The following is a 17,385-nucleotide window of genomic DNA, read 5'->3' on the forward strand; positions in this document are numbered from 1 at the left end:
TTATGAACAAATACACCCTTAGCAATGGTTTGCGCGTGGTCGTGGAATATATACCTACAGTCAGATCCGTATCCTTCGGAATATGGGTCAAGACCGGCTCACGCTATGAAACGCCGGAAAACAACGGAATTTCGCATTTTATTGAACATATGCTCTTCAAAGGAACAGAAAAGCGAACATCGAAGGATATCGCTGACCTATTTGACGGGATAGGCGGTAACGTTAATGCGTTTACTTCCAAAGAATACACCTGTTATTTTGCCAAGGTGCTGGATGAGCATCTGCCACTAGCGGTAGATGCGCTTTCCGACATGTTTTTCAATTCGCAGCTTGATGCGGAAGAGCTCGCAAAGGAAAAAAATGTGATCCTAGAGGAAATTTCCATGTACGAGGACACGCCTGATGACAAGGTTCATGATGAAGCTTCGCGCGCTGCATTCGGGGACCATCCGCTGGCTTACTCCATTTTGGGGCTGGAGGAGCGCTTGACGGCTATGACATCCGAAACGCTCCGGGGTTATATGAACGATACATATACACTTGAGAATATCGTAATCAGCGTAGCAGGTAACGTAGAGGAGCATGCGTTAATCGCCTTATTGGAAAAGCACTTTGGAGGCTTCTCCAACAGCAAGCCGGCCAGCTCAATTGTGGGTGCACCGACCTTTCATGGAGACTATCTTTTTTACAAAAAGAAGACGGAACAAAACCATTTATGTGTCTCCTTTCCAGGCTGCTCGATAACAGATTCCCACTTATACGCGATGATTTTGCTGAACAACGCATTGGGCGGCGGGATGAGCTCTAGACTATTTCAAGAGATTAGAGAAAAGCGTGGACTTGCTTATTCAGTCTATTCTTACCATACATCTTATGCCGATACTGGCTTGTTTACCCTTTACGCGGGAACGGCTCCAAAACAAACGAAAGAAGTGCTGGACCTGACGATGGAGCAAATCAGTGAACTTTCCGTTAAGGGGCTCGGTGAGGACGAATTGCACCGCGGCAAGGAGCAGCTCAAAGGCAGTCTGATTCTCAGCCTTGAGAGCACCAGCAGCCGAATGAACCGTTTAGGAAAGAATGAACTAATGCTCGGCTACCATTATACGTTGGATGAACTTTTGAAACGCATCGATTCGGTTCAAATGTCGGATGTCGTTGAAGTAACGAAACGTATGCTGTCGGTACCTTTTTCGGTAGCTATGGTGGGCTCGAATGATAAAGCAGCAGCGCAATTGGGGAGGAATCAATTTGTATCAGGTATTGTTTAAACGGTTGGAAGGCAATGAGGATATTGCTATTCCGCAAAAAATGTCTGAATGGGCAGCTGGCTTTGATTTGCAAGCGGCGGTAGGCGAGGAAGTTGTGCTCGCTCCAGGGGAACGCAAGTTGATTCCCACCGGCTTTGCGATGGCCATGCCAGGGGAGCTTGAAGCCCAAATCCGCCCACGCAGCGGATTAGCTTATAAGCACGGCATTACATGCTTGAATTCACCTGGAACTATAGATGCGGATTACCGTGGGGAGGTAAAGGTGCTCCTTGTCAATTTGGGTCAGCAGCCGTTTACCATTACGCGAGGGGAGCGGATTGCTCAAATGGTATTCCAACTGGTGCCGTCCGTTAAGATCACAGAAGCGGATGAACTGCCGGAAACGGTACGCGGCGCTGGCGGGTTTGGCCATACAGGCGTTTAAAACAAAATAGAGAATGACAAAAAAGATCGGGTCAACTGCCCGATCTTTTTTTCTTTTTCACCCCGCTCTGGGCGCAAGCATAAGATGATCTAGAGCTAGCAGCAAGAAAGGAGTGAAGCTTCATGCTAACAGGCGTACAGGTGCTCCTGCTTGGCGGGGATGCAAGGCAGCTAGAGGTCATACGCAAGCTAACGGAGTTGGATGCAGCCGTAACCGTCTCCGGTTTTGATGGCTTGCATTCGTCGCTGGATGGCGCTGTGCAGGCGGAATTCGAAGAGCAGCTGTTCGAGAATGTCGATGCACTTCTGCTTCCCGCAGTGGGAACGGATGACCAAGGTCTGATCCACGCGGTATTCAGCGACCGTCAGATGCAGCTGACGGAAAGCCATTTTGCAAAACTGCCAAAGCATTGCACCGTTTATACGGGGATGGCGAAACCTTATTTACGACAGCTATGCGAGCAGCACAGTCTATCGATAGTTGAGCTATTTGACCGTGATGATGTTGCGATATACAATTCCATTCCGACTGCGGAAGGCGCACTGATGATGGCGATTCAGAACACGGATATTACCATTCATGGGTCCTCCTCTATGGTGCTAGGATTCGGCCGGACCGGCTTTACTATGGCCCGAACACTGCAAGGCTTAGGGTCAAAAGTGAAGGTTGGCGTTCGTCGATCCGAGCAGTTTGCAAGGGCTTCTGAAATGGGTTTTGAGCCTTTTTATATCAATGGTTTGTTGCAGCATGTAAGCAATATTGACTTGCTTTTTAATACAATTCCGACTATGATAGTCACAGCACAAATTATCGCAAATTTACCTTCGCGGGCCGTAATAATCGACCTCGCATCGAAGCCTGGCGGAACGGATTTTCGCTTTGCGGAGAAGCGTGGAATTAAAGCGATGCTTGCACCCGGACTTCCCGGTATCGTCGCACCCAAAACAGCTGGACGTATTATGGCGGATTGTTTAACACAGTTGATTTTGGACGATACGATTAAGCGGGGGAATGGGATATGAATTGGTCTGGAATAACAGTGGGCTATGCCTTGTCTGGCTCACACTGTACGTTTGCTGAGGTTATGCCTGAGATCAAGCGGTTTGTCGATGCGGGTGCGAATGTCGTGCCGATCGTCTCAAATACGCTTATGACGACGGATACCCGCTTCGGAAAGTCGGAAGACTGGCAGACACAGTTGAAAGCTATTACGGGAAATGAGCTTATTTCAACGATTGTGCAAGCAGAGCCACTAGGCCCTTCCAAGCTGCTCGATGTACTTGTCATTGCGCCATGTACGGGCAATACGACAAGCAGACTGGCCAATGCGATTACCGACAGCGCCGTTTTAATGGCTGCGAAAGCGCAAATGCGTAATGGTCGGCCGCTGGTGCTTGCTATTTCAACTAATGATGGACTCGGTTTGAATGCCGCTAATATAGCGAAGCTATTGGTGGCTAAACATATTTATTTCGTTCCGTTTGGCCAAGATAACCCGGTGCAGAAGCCTAACTCGCTCGTTGCCAGAATGGATTTGGTTTTGGAAGCATGCGAAGCAGCCCTTGCGGGCAAACAACTGCAGCCCTTGCTGGTCGAACGGCATTAGCTCACACGTCACACAGGGGGAGACGACAACAGATGCCGCAACAGAAATTGTTTAATGTTGCTATAGTAGGAGCAACAGGCGCAGTAGGGGAACAAATATTAAAATTACTCGAGTCCCGAAACTTTCCTATTAACAAGCTTAAGCTATTATCTTCTGCACGTTCAGCAGGCACGAAAATAACATTTAAAGGCGAAGTTATTACGGTTCAGGAAGCTACTCCGGATAGCTTTAAAGGTATTGAAATTGCTTTGTTCAGCGCAGGCGGCGATGTGTCGAAATCATTTGCTCCCCACGCCGTGAAGCATGGTGCCGTTTGTATCGACAATACCAATGCATATCGCATGGACATTAATACGCCGCTTGTCGTTCCAGAGGTGAATATAGAGAAGGTTAGCGAACATAAGGGAATCATCGCTAATCCAAACTGTTCTACCATTCAAATGGTTACAGCGCTTAAGCCGCTTCAAGACCGGTTTGGCATCTCTCGCGTCATTGTTTCCACCTACCAAGCTGTTTCAGGCGCAGGAAGCCTTGCTATTGACGAAATGCTGCGCCAGACGCAAGCTTCTTTGAATGGCGAGGATATAAAGCCCTCCATATTGCCAGTTGGATCATTGCCGGTTAAGCATCAAATCGCATTTAATGCGATTCCACAAATCGACAAGTTCCAAGAGAATGGCTATACGCTTGAGGAAATGAAGATGGTTAACGAAACGAAAAAAATTATGGATGACGAGTCTATTCAGGTGACAGCTACTTGCGTACGCGTTCCTGTCATTTATGGTCATTCCGAATCTTTATATGTAGAGCTTAAAAACGACTACGATTTGGAAGAGGTTAAGCAGCTGCTGGCAGATGCACCGGGTGTTACGCTCGTTGACGACCCAGCAAACCAGCAATACCCTCTTGCGACTGACGCTGCCGGCAAGCCGGACGTATTTGTTGGTCGCCTAAGACGCGATCTCGGTTTCGAGCGCGGGCTTAATATGTGGATTGTATCCGATAACCTGCTCAAAGGCGCAGCATGGAATGCCGTACAAATCGCAGAACACATCGCAATAGGTTAATGTATTAAGATAGGGTAATTGCAGCTTCTTCCTGGATCGATCTTGGAGGATAAGTTCATGCGCATCCTGATTCAAAAATTCGGGGGCACCTCTTTATCTACCGATCACGCCAGAGAACATGTTATCCATCACATTAGCAGAGAACGCGGTAATGGCTTTGCTGTTGTTGTCGTTGTTTCAGCAATGGGACGAAAAGGTGATCCGTACGCAACGGATACCCTTTTGCAGCTCATTCGAGATAACGGGGACAGCTTGCCGATGCGTGAGCGGGATATGCTGCTAGGCTGCGGAGAATTAATTTCCGCAGCCGCTTTATGCAGCTTGGCTCTAGCAAACGGTATTCCTTCTGTCGTTTTAACCGGCGGACAGGCGGGCATTGTTACTGACGAGCAATATGGGCAAGCCCGAATTAAAGAGGTTGTTCCAGATAAGGTACTCCGTTATTTGCGTACAGGCTCAGTCGTCATTGTAACTGGATTTCAAGGTAGCACCGCGCAAGGTGAAACAACCACGCTTGGTCGCGGGGGCAGTGATACATCAGCTACGGCATTAGGAGCTGCGCTGCGCGCCGAGATGGTAGACATTTACACAGATGTAAACGGCATTTTGACAGCAGATCCTAGGATTGTTGAGCAAGCGAAGCCGCTGCCTGTCGTTAGCTATGCCGAGATTTGCAATATGGCTAGACAAGGCGCCAAAGTAATTCATCCGCGTGCCGTGGAAATTGCCCAGCAAGCCCGTGTACCGCTTCGTGTCCGTTCGACCTTTTCGACCGAGACAGGCACTTTGGTAACGGATTCGGCCGAGCTTAGAGCGGAGCTGATTGTTAAAGATCGTCATGTAACGGGCATTGCCCATGTATCCGGTATAACACAAATATCGGTGAAGGCGATCGAAGGCAGAAATGACGTGCAGCTGCAGGTGTTTCAATCTATGGCCAAACATCATATTAGCGTTGATTTTATTAATGTAACGCCTAGCGGCGCCATTTATACTGTATTCGATCGGGATGCAGAGCGGGCCGTTCAGGTATTGAAGGATTGCGGGTTTGCGCCGGCAGCCATTAATGGCTGTGCCAAAGTATCCGTAATCGGCGGAGGAATGAATGGAGAGCCTGGCGTTATGGCGCGCATCGTGGAAGCGCTGACGGAGCAGGGGATTTCGATTATGCAGTCTGCTGATTCAAATACAACGATTTGGGTGCTCGTACGGGAAGCAGATATGGCGGACGCGCTTCGTTCTCTGCACGCGAAGTTCGAGCTTCATCGATAGAGAGCAACACTTATAGGAGGAATTCAGATGGAATTTGGAAGATTAATTACCGCAATGGTAACCCCATTCGATGCGGACGGTCAGATTGATTGGCAAACGACAGGCCGATTGATTGATTATTTAATTGAGGAACAGCAAAGCGATAGTCTTGTCGTTTCAGGCACTACGGGCGAATCGCCGACGCTGTCCGATGAAGAGAAGCTGGAGCTGTTCCGATTTTCTGTCAAGCATGCGAATGGACGTTGCAAGATTATTGCCGGTACGGGCAGCAACAACACGGCCCATTCCATCCATTTGACACAAAAGGCGGAGGCTGCCGGCGTTGACGGTATTTTGCTTGTCGCGCCGTATTACAATCGTCCGAGCCAAGAGGGGCTATACCAGCACTTTAAGGCTGTGGCAGAAGCAACAGCGCTGCCGGTTATTTTATATAACGTAGAAGGTCGCACTGGCGTTAACATCTCTGTGGAAACAACGCTTCGTTTGGCGCAAATCGATAATGTTGTAGCGACTAAGGATTGTGCTTCTATTGATCAGTTAATTCAAATTGTGAGCGGTGCTCCCGAGGACTTTAAAGTTTATAGCGGAGATGACGGCGCAACACTGCCCGCACTCGCTGTTGGAGGCTACGGCATTATTAGCGTTGCAAGTCATATTATCGGCGCTGAAATGAAAGAATTGATTCAAGCTTACGTCAGCGGCAATGTGAAGGAAGCAGCTTTGATCAATGGACGCATTTTTCCAATTTTCAAAGGGTTGTTTGCTTGCCCTCATCCGGTTCCTAACCCAGTCGCAGTTAAATATGCGCTTGGCCTAAAAGATTTGCCAGTGGGCGGAGTGAGACTTCCGCTCGTTACCGTAACCGAGGCAGAAGCCGCATTCTTACGCAATTTACTCGCTTAAATAGACGTTTTTGTTGCCTGCAGCCGGTGCGTCCAGCATCGGTTTTATTTTTTTGGGTAGCATAGGGGATAACTGCTTTATCGGGTTTCACTTGTATTCCAGCTTTTTCTTCATGTATAATGAGTTCAAGTGACTGGGTGCGGCAAATATTTGGAAATGAACTTAACGTCAGAGCGGCATCTGACGAAACAAAGACATACTTGAAAATAGTTCGGCATCTCAACACAAAATGGAGCAGTCTTAAGCGAATTTTGCTTTTCCATAGGTAGACAAGACTTAAGGGACCATATCGGTTCACTATTTCAATAAGTTTGGCCAAGAACACAACACATGATCACCGTTTCTAAAATGGTAGCGAAGCGCTTATTGCTTCATCAAATCTAAGAAGATGCTTACGAAGCAGCTATTGCTTCGCAAAATTTTAAGGAGGAAAGATACACTTGTCTAAGAAGAACAACCAAGATAAACTGCTCATTTTTGCACTAGGCGGAGTAGGCGAAATCGGAAAAAATATGTACGTCATCCAGTATAACAATGACATTGTTGTTGTAGATTCGGGCTTGAAGTTTCCAGAAGAGGACATGCTCGGCATTGATATCGTAATTCCGGATATTTCGTATTTAACTGAAAATCGCGATAAGGTTCGCGGAATTATTATTACGCACGGACATGAGGATCACATTGGCGGATTGCCTTACGTACTGAAAAGCTTGAATGTTCCACTCTATGCTACGAAACTTACCCTTGGACTCATTGAAGGTAAATTGAAGGAAGCGGGCTTGCTTGGGGAAACAAAGCGTATTCTCATCAATGCAGACAGCGAAATTCAATTAGGAACGATTCGCGCTTCCTTCTTCAGAACGAACCACAGTATTCCGGATTCCGTTGGGGTTAGCCTTGATACGCCGGAAGGCACAGTCGTCCACACTGGAGACTTTAAGTTCGACCATACTCCGGTTAATGAACAATTCGCTGACTTGCAGCGCATTGCAGAAATCGGTAAACGAGGCGTTCTGGCTCTACTATCAGATAGTACAAATGCTGAGCGTCCTGGCTATACGCCTTCGGAAGCACAGGTTGGCGACAATCTTGAAGATATTTTCCGTAAATCATCCCAGCGCGTGGTCGTTGCGACATTCGCATCCAATGTGCACCGGATTCAACAAATCATCAATGCAGCCATCGCAACACGCCGTAAAATAGCTGTCGTAGGCCGCAGTATGGTAAACGTGGTCGGCATTGCATCCGACCTGGGTTACTTGAATATCCCTGAAGGCATGATTATTGAGCCGGAGGAAGTAAACAAATTGGCTGCCGATCGCGTTGTCATTTTGTGTACAGGCAGTCAAGGCGAACCGATGTCGGCGCTTACACGCATGGCGCGTTCGACACACCGTAAAGTTGACATTTTGCCTGGCGATACGGTCATTATTGCCGCTACGCCAATTCCAGGTAACGAACGTTACGTTGGCCGTACCGTTGATGAATTGTTCCGCTTGGGTGCGAACGTGATCTACGGAAATGGTTCAGTATCCGGAGTACACGTTTCCGGACACGGTAGCCAAGAAGAATTGAAACTCATGCTTAATCTGATCAAGCCAAAATATTTCATTCCAATTCACGGTGAATACCGGATGCTCCGTCAACATGCGAAGCTGGGTGAAGCGATTGGAATCGAACGTGAAAATATATTCGTTATCGATAACGGTGACACAGTCGAGTTCCAAAACGGCGCTGGACGCAAAGGCTCTAAAGTACAAGCTGGCAACGTATTGATCGATGGTCTAGGCGTCGGTGACGTTGGTAACATCGTACTTCGCGACCGTAAGCTGTTGTCTCAGGATGGCATATTGGTAGTTGTCGTTACGTTAAGCAAACAAGACGGAGCGATTCTATCGGGTCCAGACATTATTTCTCGAGGATTCGTGTATGTCCGTGAATCCGAAGGTTTGCTTGATGAAGCAAACCGGATCGTAACCTCAACGTTAACCCGCTTGATGAATGATAAAGTAAATGAATGGGCATCGCTCAAAACGAATGTTAAAGATGCGCTTGGACGCTTTTTGTACGAGCAAACCAGACGTCGCCCAATGATTTTGCCAATCATTATGGAAGTATAATCAAGCTAATAAAGCTGATAGAGAATCGCTTGCCCATCCCGCCATTGCCGCGGCGGAGGCAAGCGATTCTTTTTTTGTTTAAGGCTACTATGCCAGGGTATGACCTTTTTTGTATAAATTCGGCGTCAGACCTCATACTATGACGAGCAATATTTCAATAAGAGGGGGACTGTACGTGTATTGGAATACAAAAATGGATGTTACCTCAGAACAGCCGGAGCCGAACGCGGATGAGAAAAGAAAGGCGAATGCTGTTGTCGAAACGATTCAACAGCTTGGTCAGACGAGCGCACCGGCACTGACGGAATCCAATATATTTTGCATGACGATTATTGGTCAGGTGGAGGGTCATCTGGTATTGCCGCCGCAAAATAAGACGACCAAATATGAGCATTTGATTCCACAGCTGGTAGCCGCAGAACAAAACCATAAAATCGAAGGTGTCTTCATTATCCTCAATACGGTTGGCGGCGATGTGGAAGCGGGCCTTGCCATTGCGGAAATGATTTCTTCTCTTTCCAAACCTACCGTAACTCTTGTCCTTGGCGGAGGTCACTCCATTGGCGTGCCTATTGCGGTTGCGGGCGACATGTCGTTTATTGCAGAAACAGCGACAATGACGATACATCCGATCCGATTGAACGGATTAGTCATCGGTGTTCCACAAACTTTTGAATATTTGGATAAAATGCAGGAGCGGGTTGTCCGTTTCGTGACCTCCCACTCCAACGTCACGGAGCACACGTTTAAGGAGCTCATGTTTAAAACGGGCGAGCTCACCCGAGATATTGGGACAACAGTGATTGGCTCTGACGCTGTAAAGCATGGATTAATTGATGCGGTAGGCGGCCTTGGTGAAGCGCTAAAAGAATTAAATCGAAGGATTGAATCTTCGAAGGCAGGCAGAATAGAGGTGAACAGCGTATGACGATTTATACGAATATGCCCCTTGAGCTGGTGTTTGAGGGCATGAATGATGAGTCCGCGCAAATTCAGGAAGTTTGGTACAGCGGAGTTAGGATGCAAGTGACGCCAGTTGCACCCGGAATGGGGAAAATTGTCCGTTTAATTGATTGCAGCCTGAACGATTATTTAAACCCCAATCTCATGCCTGGCATGATTGTACATTACAATTAAAGGGCAAACGGACGTTCGTACGAATGTCTCATAGGCACATTTGTCCACCTATGGTATAATCTTTTACCAGAGGTGACGAAATTGGCCAAGAAAAAGAGAAGAAAAAAGTCAATTGGAACTAATTTAAAATACGAAGTATACGGCATCCTGCTGATTACCATTTCAATTATCGCGCTATCAGGAGAGGCGGCCGTCGGGCGTTCGCTATCGAAGCTCTTCGGCCTTGTACTGGGCAAATTTTATTTTGTACTAGCGATCATCGGCATCGTTATCGGGCTTATCGTAATGGTGAAGAGAGCCTGGCCTAGGGGATGGACAAATCGGCGAACGGGCTTGCTTATCCTCGTGCTGGCTTTTACGCTCATGAGTTCCATATCCGAAATTGAACAAAAGCTGAGTCCTACGACAAATTTGACGGGAACCCTTATTTTTAGACAATTGAGCAGCGATTTGCAATTATCTTTAATCAGCGTTCCTGCCGAAAATGATTTGCCTATTCGTGATAAAGAAATTAGCGGCGGATATGTTGGTGCTATTCAATACTCCTTGCTATTTTCCTTATTCGGCTATTATGGAGCCAAGCTTATTATGTTTGTGATGTTTGCTATTTCAATCATGCTGATGACCGGAAAATCCTATGTGGAGCTAGGTCGATTGGTTAGTACGCGGGCGGTTAGGATGTTCAAACTCCTCGGTGTTAAATGGGAGAAAAGGGCATCTCAAAGAGCGGCTGCTGCTGCTTTTGCAAACGCCAATGCAAGCCCATCTGGGCCGGATGACGATGATACCATTGATGATGACCATGATCACGAAGGTTATGTGGCATCGCCGTCTAAGAAGAAACGTTCGTTGTTTTTCTCGTGGAGACAAAATAATCCACACGACGAGCAAGTCAAACCGGATGATGAACAGGATGAATGGGTTTTTGAGCCGGATATTGCTGGAAGCTCGGCGGGAACCAAGCCAGCTTGGCAAAATGACCTCGACCCGCCATGGGAGAAGCTGGGCGAAGACATACATAACGAAGATAACGATACAGATCACATGCAAGACCATGCCGCACCATGGGAAAATACCAGTGATGGATTAATAATTGATCAAGGCACAATTCCTTCTCAAACGGATGAGCCTTGGAGAGAAGCTTATGGTGAAGATTTGCCAAGCGAGTTGATTAGTGACGAGGTATCTGTTGAGGATATAATAGCGGATGATCATGAGGAAGATTTGGATTCGGAACAATCCATGGACTTGCCAGAAATCGCTGCGGAAGGTTCAGAAGCATTGGTAACGGAAGAAAACTTAGTTCCGACTGCTCCAAAACGGCCGATAGCTGACATCGAGGAAAACACCGCCAAGCCTTATTTGCTGCCGCCTTTTTCCTTGCTGACTAAACCTAGCTTAATAGGCAAAAACGCAGATGCTTCCGATATGTACGACTCGCGCAGAAAGCTGGAAGCGACGCTAGAGAGCTTTGGCGTACGCGCTAAGGTGCTTGACGTAGTCCGGGGACCTGCAGTCACCCGTTACGAGGTACAGCCTGCTACAGGCGTAAAGGTTAGCCGTATCGTCGGATTAACGGATGATATCGCTCTTGCTCTGGCTGCGAAGGATATTCGGATGGAAGCGCCGATTCCAGGTAAATCGGCGATTGGAATCGAAGTGCCGAATATGGAAGTTTCCGTCGTGACGATGCGGGAGGTTATGGAGACAGCCACTTTCCAAAACGCCTCGTCCAAACTATCGATAGCATTCGGGAGAGATATCTCCGGTCAAACCATAGTAGGTAATTTGGCGAAAATGCCCCATCTGCTCGTAGCAGGAGCGACAGGTTCAGGAAAGTCTGTATGCATTAACGGAATCATTACGAGCATTTTATACAAGGCAACGCCAGAGGAAGTTAAATTTCTAATGATCGATCCGAAAATGGTCGAATTAAATGTATACAACGGTATTCCTCATTTGCTCGCTCCTGTTGTCACCAACCCAAAGCGTGCCTCGCTGGCGCTGAAGAAGATTGTGGTTGAGATGGAAAGCCGCTACGAGCTTTTCTCTAAATCAGCAACGAGAAATATCGAAGGCTATAATACGCTGATGGCAGACAATCCTGCGGCGGTTTTGCCTTATATCGTTGTCATCGTGGACGAGCTTGCGGATTTGATGATGGTTGCTGCAAATGATGTCGAGGATTCCATTGCAAGGCTTGCGCAAATGGCTCGCGCAGCAGGAATTCATCTCATTATCGCAACGCAGCGCCCTTCGGTTGATGTGATTACGGGTGTCATTAAAGCTAATATTCCATCTCGTATCGCGTTTGGCGTATCCTCGCAGGTAGATTCGCGGACGATCCTGGACATGGTGGGAGCAGAAAAGTTGCTTGGACGCGGGGACATGTTGTTCTTGCCAGTAGGAATGTCGAAGCCAATACGAGTACAAGGGGCCTTCCTCTCTGACCAGGAGGTAGAGACGCTGGTCAATTACTCCCGCGGACAAGCGGAAGCCGAATATAAAGAGGATCTTGTTCCTGAGCTTGAAGAAGAGACAGCTGATGGCAATGAAGCGGTGGATGAGCTGTATGACCAAGCCGTGCAAATTATATTGGATGCAAAGCAGGCTTCCGTCTCGCTGCTGCAGCGTCGAATGAGAATCGGTTATACGAGGGCAGCCCGATTAATTGACCAAATGGAGGCTAGGTCTATCGTTGGTCCTTATGAAGGAAGCAAGCCGCGGGAAGTCCTAATAACGATGGATGAATTTCAGGCAGGCCGAGCAAGCTCGTAATTTCCGTAGTTTGCAGATAGCGGAATATTGTGCATAGAAGCGGGGCGAATTTCTCATACTAAAGTCAGGTAACGCTACCTTAAGCGAACTAACTTGCATGAGAAAGGCAGATCCCAACATGAGAAATCGTTTGATACTATTGACCTCGATTATCGTGCTGCTGTTGTTCGGCTCCTTTTCCTTGCTCCGGGGAGAGCATAACGAAGCAACAGAAACGTTCAGCAATGCTACCTTAACGGTAGGTTCATCAGGTCAGGATGTGTATGAATTGCAAGGAAGACTTAAGCATCTCGGTTATTTTAACGGGAATGTAGATGGGAAATTTGGAGCTGCAACGAAAAATGCCGTATCGTGGTTTCAGTGGAAATTCGGACTGAAATCGGATGGCGTGGCTGGCTCGAAGACAAAGCTTAAGCTATGGGAAGCTACAAAAACATGGAAGCCAACGGCTTCTACTACGCCCCCGGCTTCAAATTCCGATTCTAGCGGGAAAGAGAATGCTGGCTCAACGGGAAATAATACAGACATTGCAAAATCTAATCGGCTGGGATTGACGGAAAATGATTTGAAAATGATGGCAAATGCAGTCTATGGCGAGTCCCGCGGCGAACCGTACGAAGGCCAAGTGGCCGTCGCAGCCGTAATTATCAATCGTTTGAAATCTCAAAGCTTTCCCAATACGATCTATGGTGTAATCTTTCAGCCAGGCGCCTTTACGGCGGTAGCTGACGGGCAAATTTGGCTAACGCCAAACGCGAAAGCCAGAGAGGCCGTGGAGGATGCCATTAATGGCTGGGATCCTTCAGGCGGCTGCATTTACTATTTCAACCCGGACACCGCAACCTCCAAATGGATCTGGACGCGGACGCAGATCAAAACGATTGGCAAGCACATATTTTGTATGTAACTATAAGGTTTTTTACGAAAGGAAGCAGCCGTTACTGCCAAGCGCAGCAGCGGTTGCTTCTTCCATTTGGCATAGGGTAGAATGGAATAGAGAATTGCCAATTGGAATAGATTTACTCTATAATGCGCTCATGGAAGGAGCAAACCGAGTGACCCAATTCGAAAGAGGACAGCTACAGCGAATCCGTTTGCATGTGCTGCCTACAAAACGATTCAAAACGTTTGCAATATCTTTGTTTGCGGGACTTACGCTTGATGAAGCAACGGTAACGCCGGTAGCTCTCATTCCGTTCGTTCTGAGAAGAGGCACAGCGAATTTACCGGAGACGATTGCATTCCGTGAGAAGCTAGACGATTTATATGGCGCAGGTTTTGGCTTTGACGTATATAAAAGGGGCGATTCGCAAATTGTCCAATTCCGCATGGATGTCATCAATGACGAGTTTGTTTCTTCTAATACTTCGTTACTGGCTGAATCGCTTCACTTTTTGGGCGATGTAGTGACTGATCCTCTATTAAACAACAACGCTTTCCAACAGAAGTATGTAGATGCTGAAAAAACGACGCTAAGGAAACGCCTCGAAGCGATTGTCAATGATAAGATTCGCTATGCGGCAGAGCGCTGCCTGGAAGAAATGTGCGCAGATGAGCCGTACCGTTTGCATCCGTTAGGCAAGCTTTCGGATATAGAATCCATCACTCCTACATCATTGTATGAACACTACGAACAGTGGTTGGAGACTGCTGCATTGGATCTTTATGTTGTTGGCGACACGAGTCTTGAGGAAGTCACACAATTAGTTACACAAACCTTCAAGCTCAAAGATGGCAAACCTTCGGCGTATAAGGTTCCCGATGTTCATCATGCGGTTCAGGAAGTGAAACAAGTAACCGAACGAATGGAAATCAGCCAAGGCAAGCTTAACTTAGGGCTCCGGACGAACGTTGGCTACGATGATGATGCATATCCAGCTGCGTTAATGTACAACGGGATTTTAGGCGGGTATCCACACTCCAAGCTGTTTCTAAACGTGAGGGAGAAGGAAAGCCTCGCTTACTATGCTGCTTCCCGTCTCGATGGTCATAAAGGACTTTGCACTATCCAATCGGGAATTGAGTTTGCCAATTACGAGCGCGCGGTAACGATCATTGAAGAGCAGTTGGAGAGTATGCGCCAAGGACAGCTGTCAGAGCTTGAGATGAACCAAACGAAGGCAATGATCTCTAATCACTTGCGCGAGCTGCAGGATTCCGCTTATGAAATGATTGCATACGATTTCAACAGCGTGCTCACTGGCAAAGAGCGGAGCGCGCAACAGCTGCTTGAACAGGTTCAGGCTGTGACGCCTGAGGATATTGTGAAAGTCGCCAAAGGTGTGCAGCTCGACACGATCTACTTCTTGCACGACCGAAAGGAGGCATAGCCGATGGAAACGCTCAGCTATCCGAATGTACAGGAGACCTTGTATCGTGAAGTGCTTGATAATGGGCTAGAGGTTATCGTGCTTCCGAAGGAAGGCTTTAACAAAACCTATGCGACTTTTTCAACCAAATACGGTTCTGTTGATAACCGTTTCTCCGTAGGCGATCAGGAACCAACTAAGGTGCCTGACGGAATTGCCCATTTTTTGGAGCATAAAATGTTCGAAGAGCCTACGGGCGACATATTTGCAACCTTTGCTTCCCAAGGAGCATCGGCTAATGCGTTCACCAGTTTCGATAGAACGGTATATTTGTTTTCCGCAACGGAGCAAATCAACACGAATTTGGAAACACTCATTAATTTTGTGCAAAATCCCTATTTCACCGATGCGAATGTCGAGAAAGAAAAAGGGATCATTGAGCAAGAAATCAATATGTACCGAGATAATCCCGATTGGAGAGTTTATTTCGGACTGATTGACGCGTTGTACCATGAGCACCCCGTTCATATTGATATTGCGGGAACGGTCGAATCCATCTGGCAAATCGATAAAGAAACGCTTTATCGCTGCTATGAAACGTTTTATCATCCTTCAAATATGATTTTGTTCGTTGTAGGCGGCGTGAAAGCGGAAGAGGTATTCCAGCTTGTTCGCGCAAATCAAAACGGCAAATCATTCGAAACGCAAGGATCTATCGAGCGTTATTTTGATAAAGAACCGGATACGGTGAAAATTAAGCGTAAGGTGACTGAACTCTCCGTCTCTTTGCCGAAATGCATGCTTGGCTTCAAAGAGAAAACAGTCGGTTTAACCGGCGATGATCTTCTCCGTCAGGAAATAACGACTAAGCTGATGTTGGAGTCATTAATTGGATCTAGCTCGAAACTCTATCAGGAGCTGTACGAGAGGGATTTGATTTCCGACTCCTTTGGCCATGAATACAACTCCAGCCCAGGATATGCCTTCTCGGTTATTGGCGGCGATACGCCAAATCCTGATGAGCTCATCAAACAAATACAATCCGCTGTAGAAGCGGTATTAGAAAATGGAATTGAGCCTGCCGCTTTTGAGAGAGCAAAAAGAAAAAAAATCGGTGGATACTTGCGCATGCTAAACTCCCCAGAGGCGATTGCGGGTGAATTTACAAGATATCGGTTCCGGGATAGCAATATGTTCGATGTGCTCGGTTATTATGAGAAATGTACGCTCGATGAGATTAATGCGCGATTGCGTGAACATTTTGATTTTGACCAATTAGCTGTATCGATCGTGGAACAGCCTTCAAAATGAAGACGCTGCAGCAGATGACCGTATTGATTACTGGGGGAGGCCGCGGAATCGGAGCAGCCATTGCTAAACGATTCGCGGCTGAAGGAGTCAATATCGTCATCCATTACTTGCACTCTCACGAAACGGCTAATGAAACGGCTCGTACCTGCATGGCTCTGGGAGCTAACGTACTTACGATATCTGCGGATCTGCGCTCCAAGGAGCAGCTGGAGAGGATGCGCGAGAAGCTTGAGAGCCATCGGATGCTGCCGGATATTCTAGTCAATAACGGAGGGATTTCGCATTACGGCATGTTGATGGACGTGACGGAAGAGGAATGGGATGACGTTATGGCAGTCAATTTGAAGGGGATGTTTTTGTGTTCGCAACTCTTCATGCCTAATATGATCTCCCAGCGCTATGGACGAATTATTAATGTATCCTCCATTTGGGGAATGTCGGGTGCATCCTGCGAGGTGCTTTATTCTACAACCAAAGGCGGCATGAACGCTTTCACAAAGGCGCTGGCCAGGGAGCTGGCGCCGACAGGCGTCACGGTTAATGCAGTTGCCCCAGGCGCTGTAGAAACCGAGATGATGGACGGGTTCAACGCAGAAGAAAAGGCGGCGATGCAGCAGGAAATTCCGGTAGGGCGCTTCGGCTCCACGGAAGAAATCGCTTCTCTCGTTTACTTTTTAGCGCTGCCTGAGTCCTCCTACATTACAGGCCAAATCATAAGTCCCAATGGAGGCTGGCATACCTAAATGCCTCAGCCGTCATTTCGGACAACCTGCCTGCATAATTAGAAAGACAATGACGCATCATAAGACCGTTGATGATTCTTTTCTATACCTTTAGGAGGCGAAGGAGCATGTCAACTGTCCTTTCTAATTTTGCAACATGGAAGCATTTTTTGGCTGAGCGTGTATCGCAAGCGAAAAAGATCGGAATGACGGATGAAACCATTGTTTCCTTGGCTTACGAGATCGGAACCTTTCTCGATGAGAAGGTCGATCCGAAAAATGAGGAAGAACGCGTGTTGAAGCAGCTATGGGATGCCGGCGACGAAGCTGAGCGCAAAACGCTCGCTTGCCTTATGGTGAAGCTCGTCGAAAAATCATAGTTCTCTCCGCGTACAAAAGTTTCGTCAAATGAACAGAAGCAGGAGAGCCTCCCATAAGGAGGCTTTTCTGCAATGTTTCTTTTTG

16 protein-coding genes are annotated in these 17,385 nt (G+C 47.4%); all 16 read left to right on the forward strand.

Annotated elements, in window-relative coordinates:
* Window positions 1–2 precede the first annotated feature (2 nt).
* The 16 genes from FJQ58_RS27850 to FJQ58_RS27925 all read left to right on the forward strand — a co-directional run bounded on the left by FJQ58_RS27850 (window position 3) and on the right by FJQ58_RS27925 (window position 17,300).
* Entirely contained in the window at window positions 3–1,271 is a 1,269-nt protein-coding gene (locus tag FJQ58_RS27850) for a M16 family metallopeptidase (RefSeq protein WP_139998437.1), read from the forward strand.
* A complete protein-coding gene (dut, locus tag FJQ58_RS27855; protein ID WP_139998439.1) occupies window positions 1,216–1,695 on the forward strand; it encodes a dUTP diphosphatase in 480 nt (159 codons plus the stop codon). The genes FJQ58_RS27850 and dut overlap by 56 nt, the downstream gene beginning before the upstream one ends.
* A 122-nt stretch (window positions 1,696–1,817) precedes the next feature.
* Window positions 1,818–2,717 carry a dipicolinate synthase subunit DpsA gene (gene dpsA / locus FJQ58_RS27860; protein ID WP_139998441.1) on the forward strand — a complete coding sequence of 300 codons (900 nt, stop codon included), beginning with the start codon at window positions 1,818–1,820 and terminating at the stop codon, window positions 2,715–2,717.
* Window positions 2,714–3,301: a dipicolinate synthase subunit B gene (locus FJQ58_RS27865; protein ID WP_139998443.1), complete on the forward strand. Its 588-nt coding sequence runs from the start codon at window positions 2,714–2,716 to the stop codon at window positions 3,299–3,301. Before dpsA ends, FJQ58_RS27865 begins: the two co-directional genes overlap by 4 nt.
* Before the next feature lie 32 nt (window positions 3,302–3,333).
* Window positions 3,334–4,368, forward strand: coding sequence for an aspartate-semialdehyde dehydrogenase (locus FJQ58_RS27870; protein ID WP_139998445.1), 1,035 nt, complete (start codon window positions 3,334–3,336; stop codon window positions 4,366–4,368).
* Window positions 4,369–4,425: 57 nt separating this feature from the next.
* A complete protein-coding gene (gene dapG, locus FJQ58_RS27875) occupies window positions 4,426–5,640 on the forward strand; it encodes an aspartate kinase (protein ID WP_139998447.1) in 1,215 nt (404 codons plus the stop codon).
* Between the two features lie 27 nt (window positions 5,641–5,667).
* Window positions 5,668–6,543, forward strand: coding sequence for a 4-hydroxy-tetrahydrodipicolinate synthase (gene dapA, locus FJQ58_RS27880; protein ID WP_139998448.1), 876 nt, complete (start codon window positions 5,668–5,670; stop codon window positions 6,541–6,543).
* Window positions 6,544–6,983: 440 nt separating this feature from the next.
* Window positions 6,984–8,663, forward strand: coding sequence for a ribonuclease J (locus FJQ58_RS27885; protein WP_139998450.1), 1,680 nt, complete (start codon window positions 6,984–6,986; stop codon window positions 8,661–8,663).
* Between the two features lie 193 nt (window positions 8,664–8,856).
* Window positions 8,857–9,591, forward strand: coding sequence for a ClpP family protease (locus tag FJQ58_RS27890; protein WP_140000148.1), 735 nt, complete (start codon window positions 8,857–8,859; stop codon window positions 9,589–9,591).
* A complete protein-coding gene (locus tag FJQ58_RS27895; protein WP_139998452.1) occupies window positions 9,588–9,800 on the forward strand; it encodes a YlzJ-like family protein in 213 nt (70 codons plus the stop codon). The genes FJQ58_RS27890 and FJQ58_RS27895 overlap by 4 nt, the downstream gene beginning before the upstream one ends.
* Window positions 9,801–9,881: 81 nt before the next feature.
* Complete coding sequence (locus tag FJQ58_RS27900; RefSeq protein WP_139998454.1) at window positions 9,882–12,578, forward strand: FtsK/SpoIIIE family DNA translocase; 2,697 nt, start codon at window positions 9,882–9,884, stop codon at window positions 12,576–12,578.
* Between the two features lie 118 nt (window positions 12,579–12,696).
* Window positions 12,697–13,485, forward strand: a complete 789-nt coding sequence (gene sleB, locus FJQ58_RS27905) for a spore cortex-lytic enzyme (protein WP_139998456.1) — start codon at window positions 12,697–12,699, stop codon at window positions 13,483–13,485.
* A gap of 130 nt (window positions 13,486–13,615) precedes the next feature.
* Window positions 13,616–14,908 carry an EF-P 5-aminopentanol modification-associated protein YfmF gene (yfmF, locus tag FJQ58_RS27910; RefSeq protein ID WP_140000150.1) on the forward strand — a complete coding sequence of 431 codons (1,293 nt, stop codon included), beginning with the start codon at window positions 13,616–13,618 and terminating at the stop codon, window positions 14,906–14,908.
* A gap of 3 nt (window positions 14,909–14,911) precedes the next feature.
* Window positions 14,912–16,198 carry an EF-P 5-aminopentanol modification-associated protein YfmH gene (gene yfmH / locus FJQ58_RS27915; protein ID WP_139998457.1) on the forward strand — a complete coding sequence of 429 codons (1,287 nt, stop codon included), beginning with the start codon at window positions 14,912–14,914 and terminating at the stop codon, window positions 16,196–16,198.
* The gene (gene ymfI / locus FJQ58_RS27920) at window positions 16,195–16,941 is read left to right on the forward strand and encodes an elongation factor P 5-aminopentanone reductase (protein WP_139998459.1); all 747 of its coding nucleotides are present in this window, start codon (window positions 16,195–16,197) and stop codon (window positions 16,939–16,941) included. The genes yfmH and ymfI overlap by 4 nt, the downstream gene beginning before the upstream one ends.
* A 107-nt stretch (window positions 16,942–17,048) precedes the next feature.
* On the forward strand, window positions 17,049–17,300 hold the full coding sequence (locus tag FJQ58_RS27925) for a DUF3243 domain-containing protein (RefSeq protein WP_139998461.1): 252 nt from the start codon (window positions 17,049–17,051) through the stop codon (window positions 17,298–17,300).
* The last annotated feature ends 85 nt before the right edge of the window (window positions 17,301–17,385 follow it).

It is taken from the genome of Paenibacillus paridis, assembly GCF_006345825.1.
In the GTDB taxonomy this organism is placed as follows: domain Bacteria; phylum Bacillota; class Bacilli; order Paenibacillales; family Paenibacillaceae; genus Pristimantibacillus; species Pristimantibacillus paridis.

Excerpts from the sequence above, each read along its gene's own strand:
- ymfI (WP_139998459.1), top strand. The coding sequence starts at position 16,195 with ATGAAGACGCTGCAGCAGATGACCGTATTGATTACTGGGGGAGGCCGC.
- FJQ58_RS27890 (WP_140000148.1), top strand. The coding sequence starts at position 8,857 with ATGGATGTTACCTCAGAACAGCCGGAGCCGAACGCGGATGAGAAAAGA.
- dpsA (WP_139998441.1), top strand. The coding sequence starts at position 1,818 with ATGCTAACAGGCGTACAGGTGCTCCTGCTTGGCGGGGATGCAAGGCAG.
- FJQ58_RS27895 (WP_139998452.1), top strand. The coding sequence starts at position 9,588 with ATGACGATTTATACGAATATGCCCCTTGAGCTGGTGTTTGAGGGCATG.
- FJQ58_RS27850 (WP_139998437.1), top strand. The coding sequence starts at position 3 with ATGAACAAATACACCCTTAGCAATGGTTTGCGCGTGGTCGTGGAATAT.
- FJQ58_RS27925 (WP_139998461.1), top strand. The coding sequence starts at position 17,049 with ATGTCAACTGTCCTTTCTAATTTTGCAACATGGAAGCATTTTTTGGCT.
- dut (WP_139998439.1), top strand. The coding sequence starts at position 1,216 with ATGATAAAGCAGCAGCGCAATTGGGGAGGAATCAATTTGTATCAGGTA.
- dapG (WP_139998447.1), top strand. The coding sequence starts at position 4,426 with ATGCGCATCCTGATTCAAAAATTCGGGGGCACCTCTTTATCTACCGAT.
- FJQ58_RS27865 (WP_139998443.1), top strand. The coding sequence starts at position 2,714 with ATGAATTGGTCTGGAATAACAGTGGGCTATGCCTTGTCTGGCTCACAC.
- sleB (WP_139998456.1), top strand. The coding sequence starts at position 12,697 with ATGAGAAATCGTTTGATACTATTGACCTCGATTATCGTGCTGCTGTTG.
- yfmF (WP_140000150.1), top strand. The coding sequence starts at position 13,616 with ATGGAAGGAGCAAACCGAGTGACCCAATTCGAAAGAGGACAGCTACAG.
- yfmH (WP_139998457.1), top strand. The coding sequence starts at position 14,912 with ATGGAAACGCTCAGCTATCCGAATGTACAGGAGACCTTGTATCGTGAA.
- FJQ58_RS27870 (WP_139998445.1), top strand. The coding sequence starts at position 3,334 with ATGCCGCAACAGAAATTGTTTAATGTTGCTATAGTAGGAGCAACAGGC.
- dapA (WP_139998448.1), top strand. The coding sequence starts at position 5,668 with ATGGAATTTGGAAGATTAATTACCGCAATGGTAACCCCATTCGATGCG.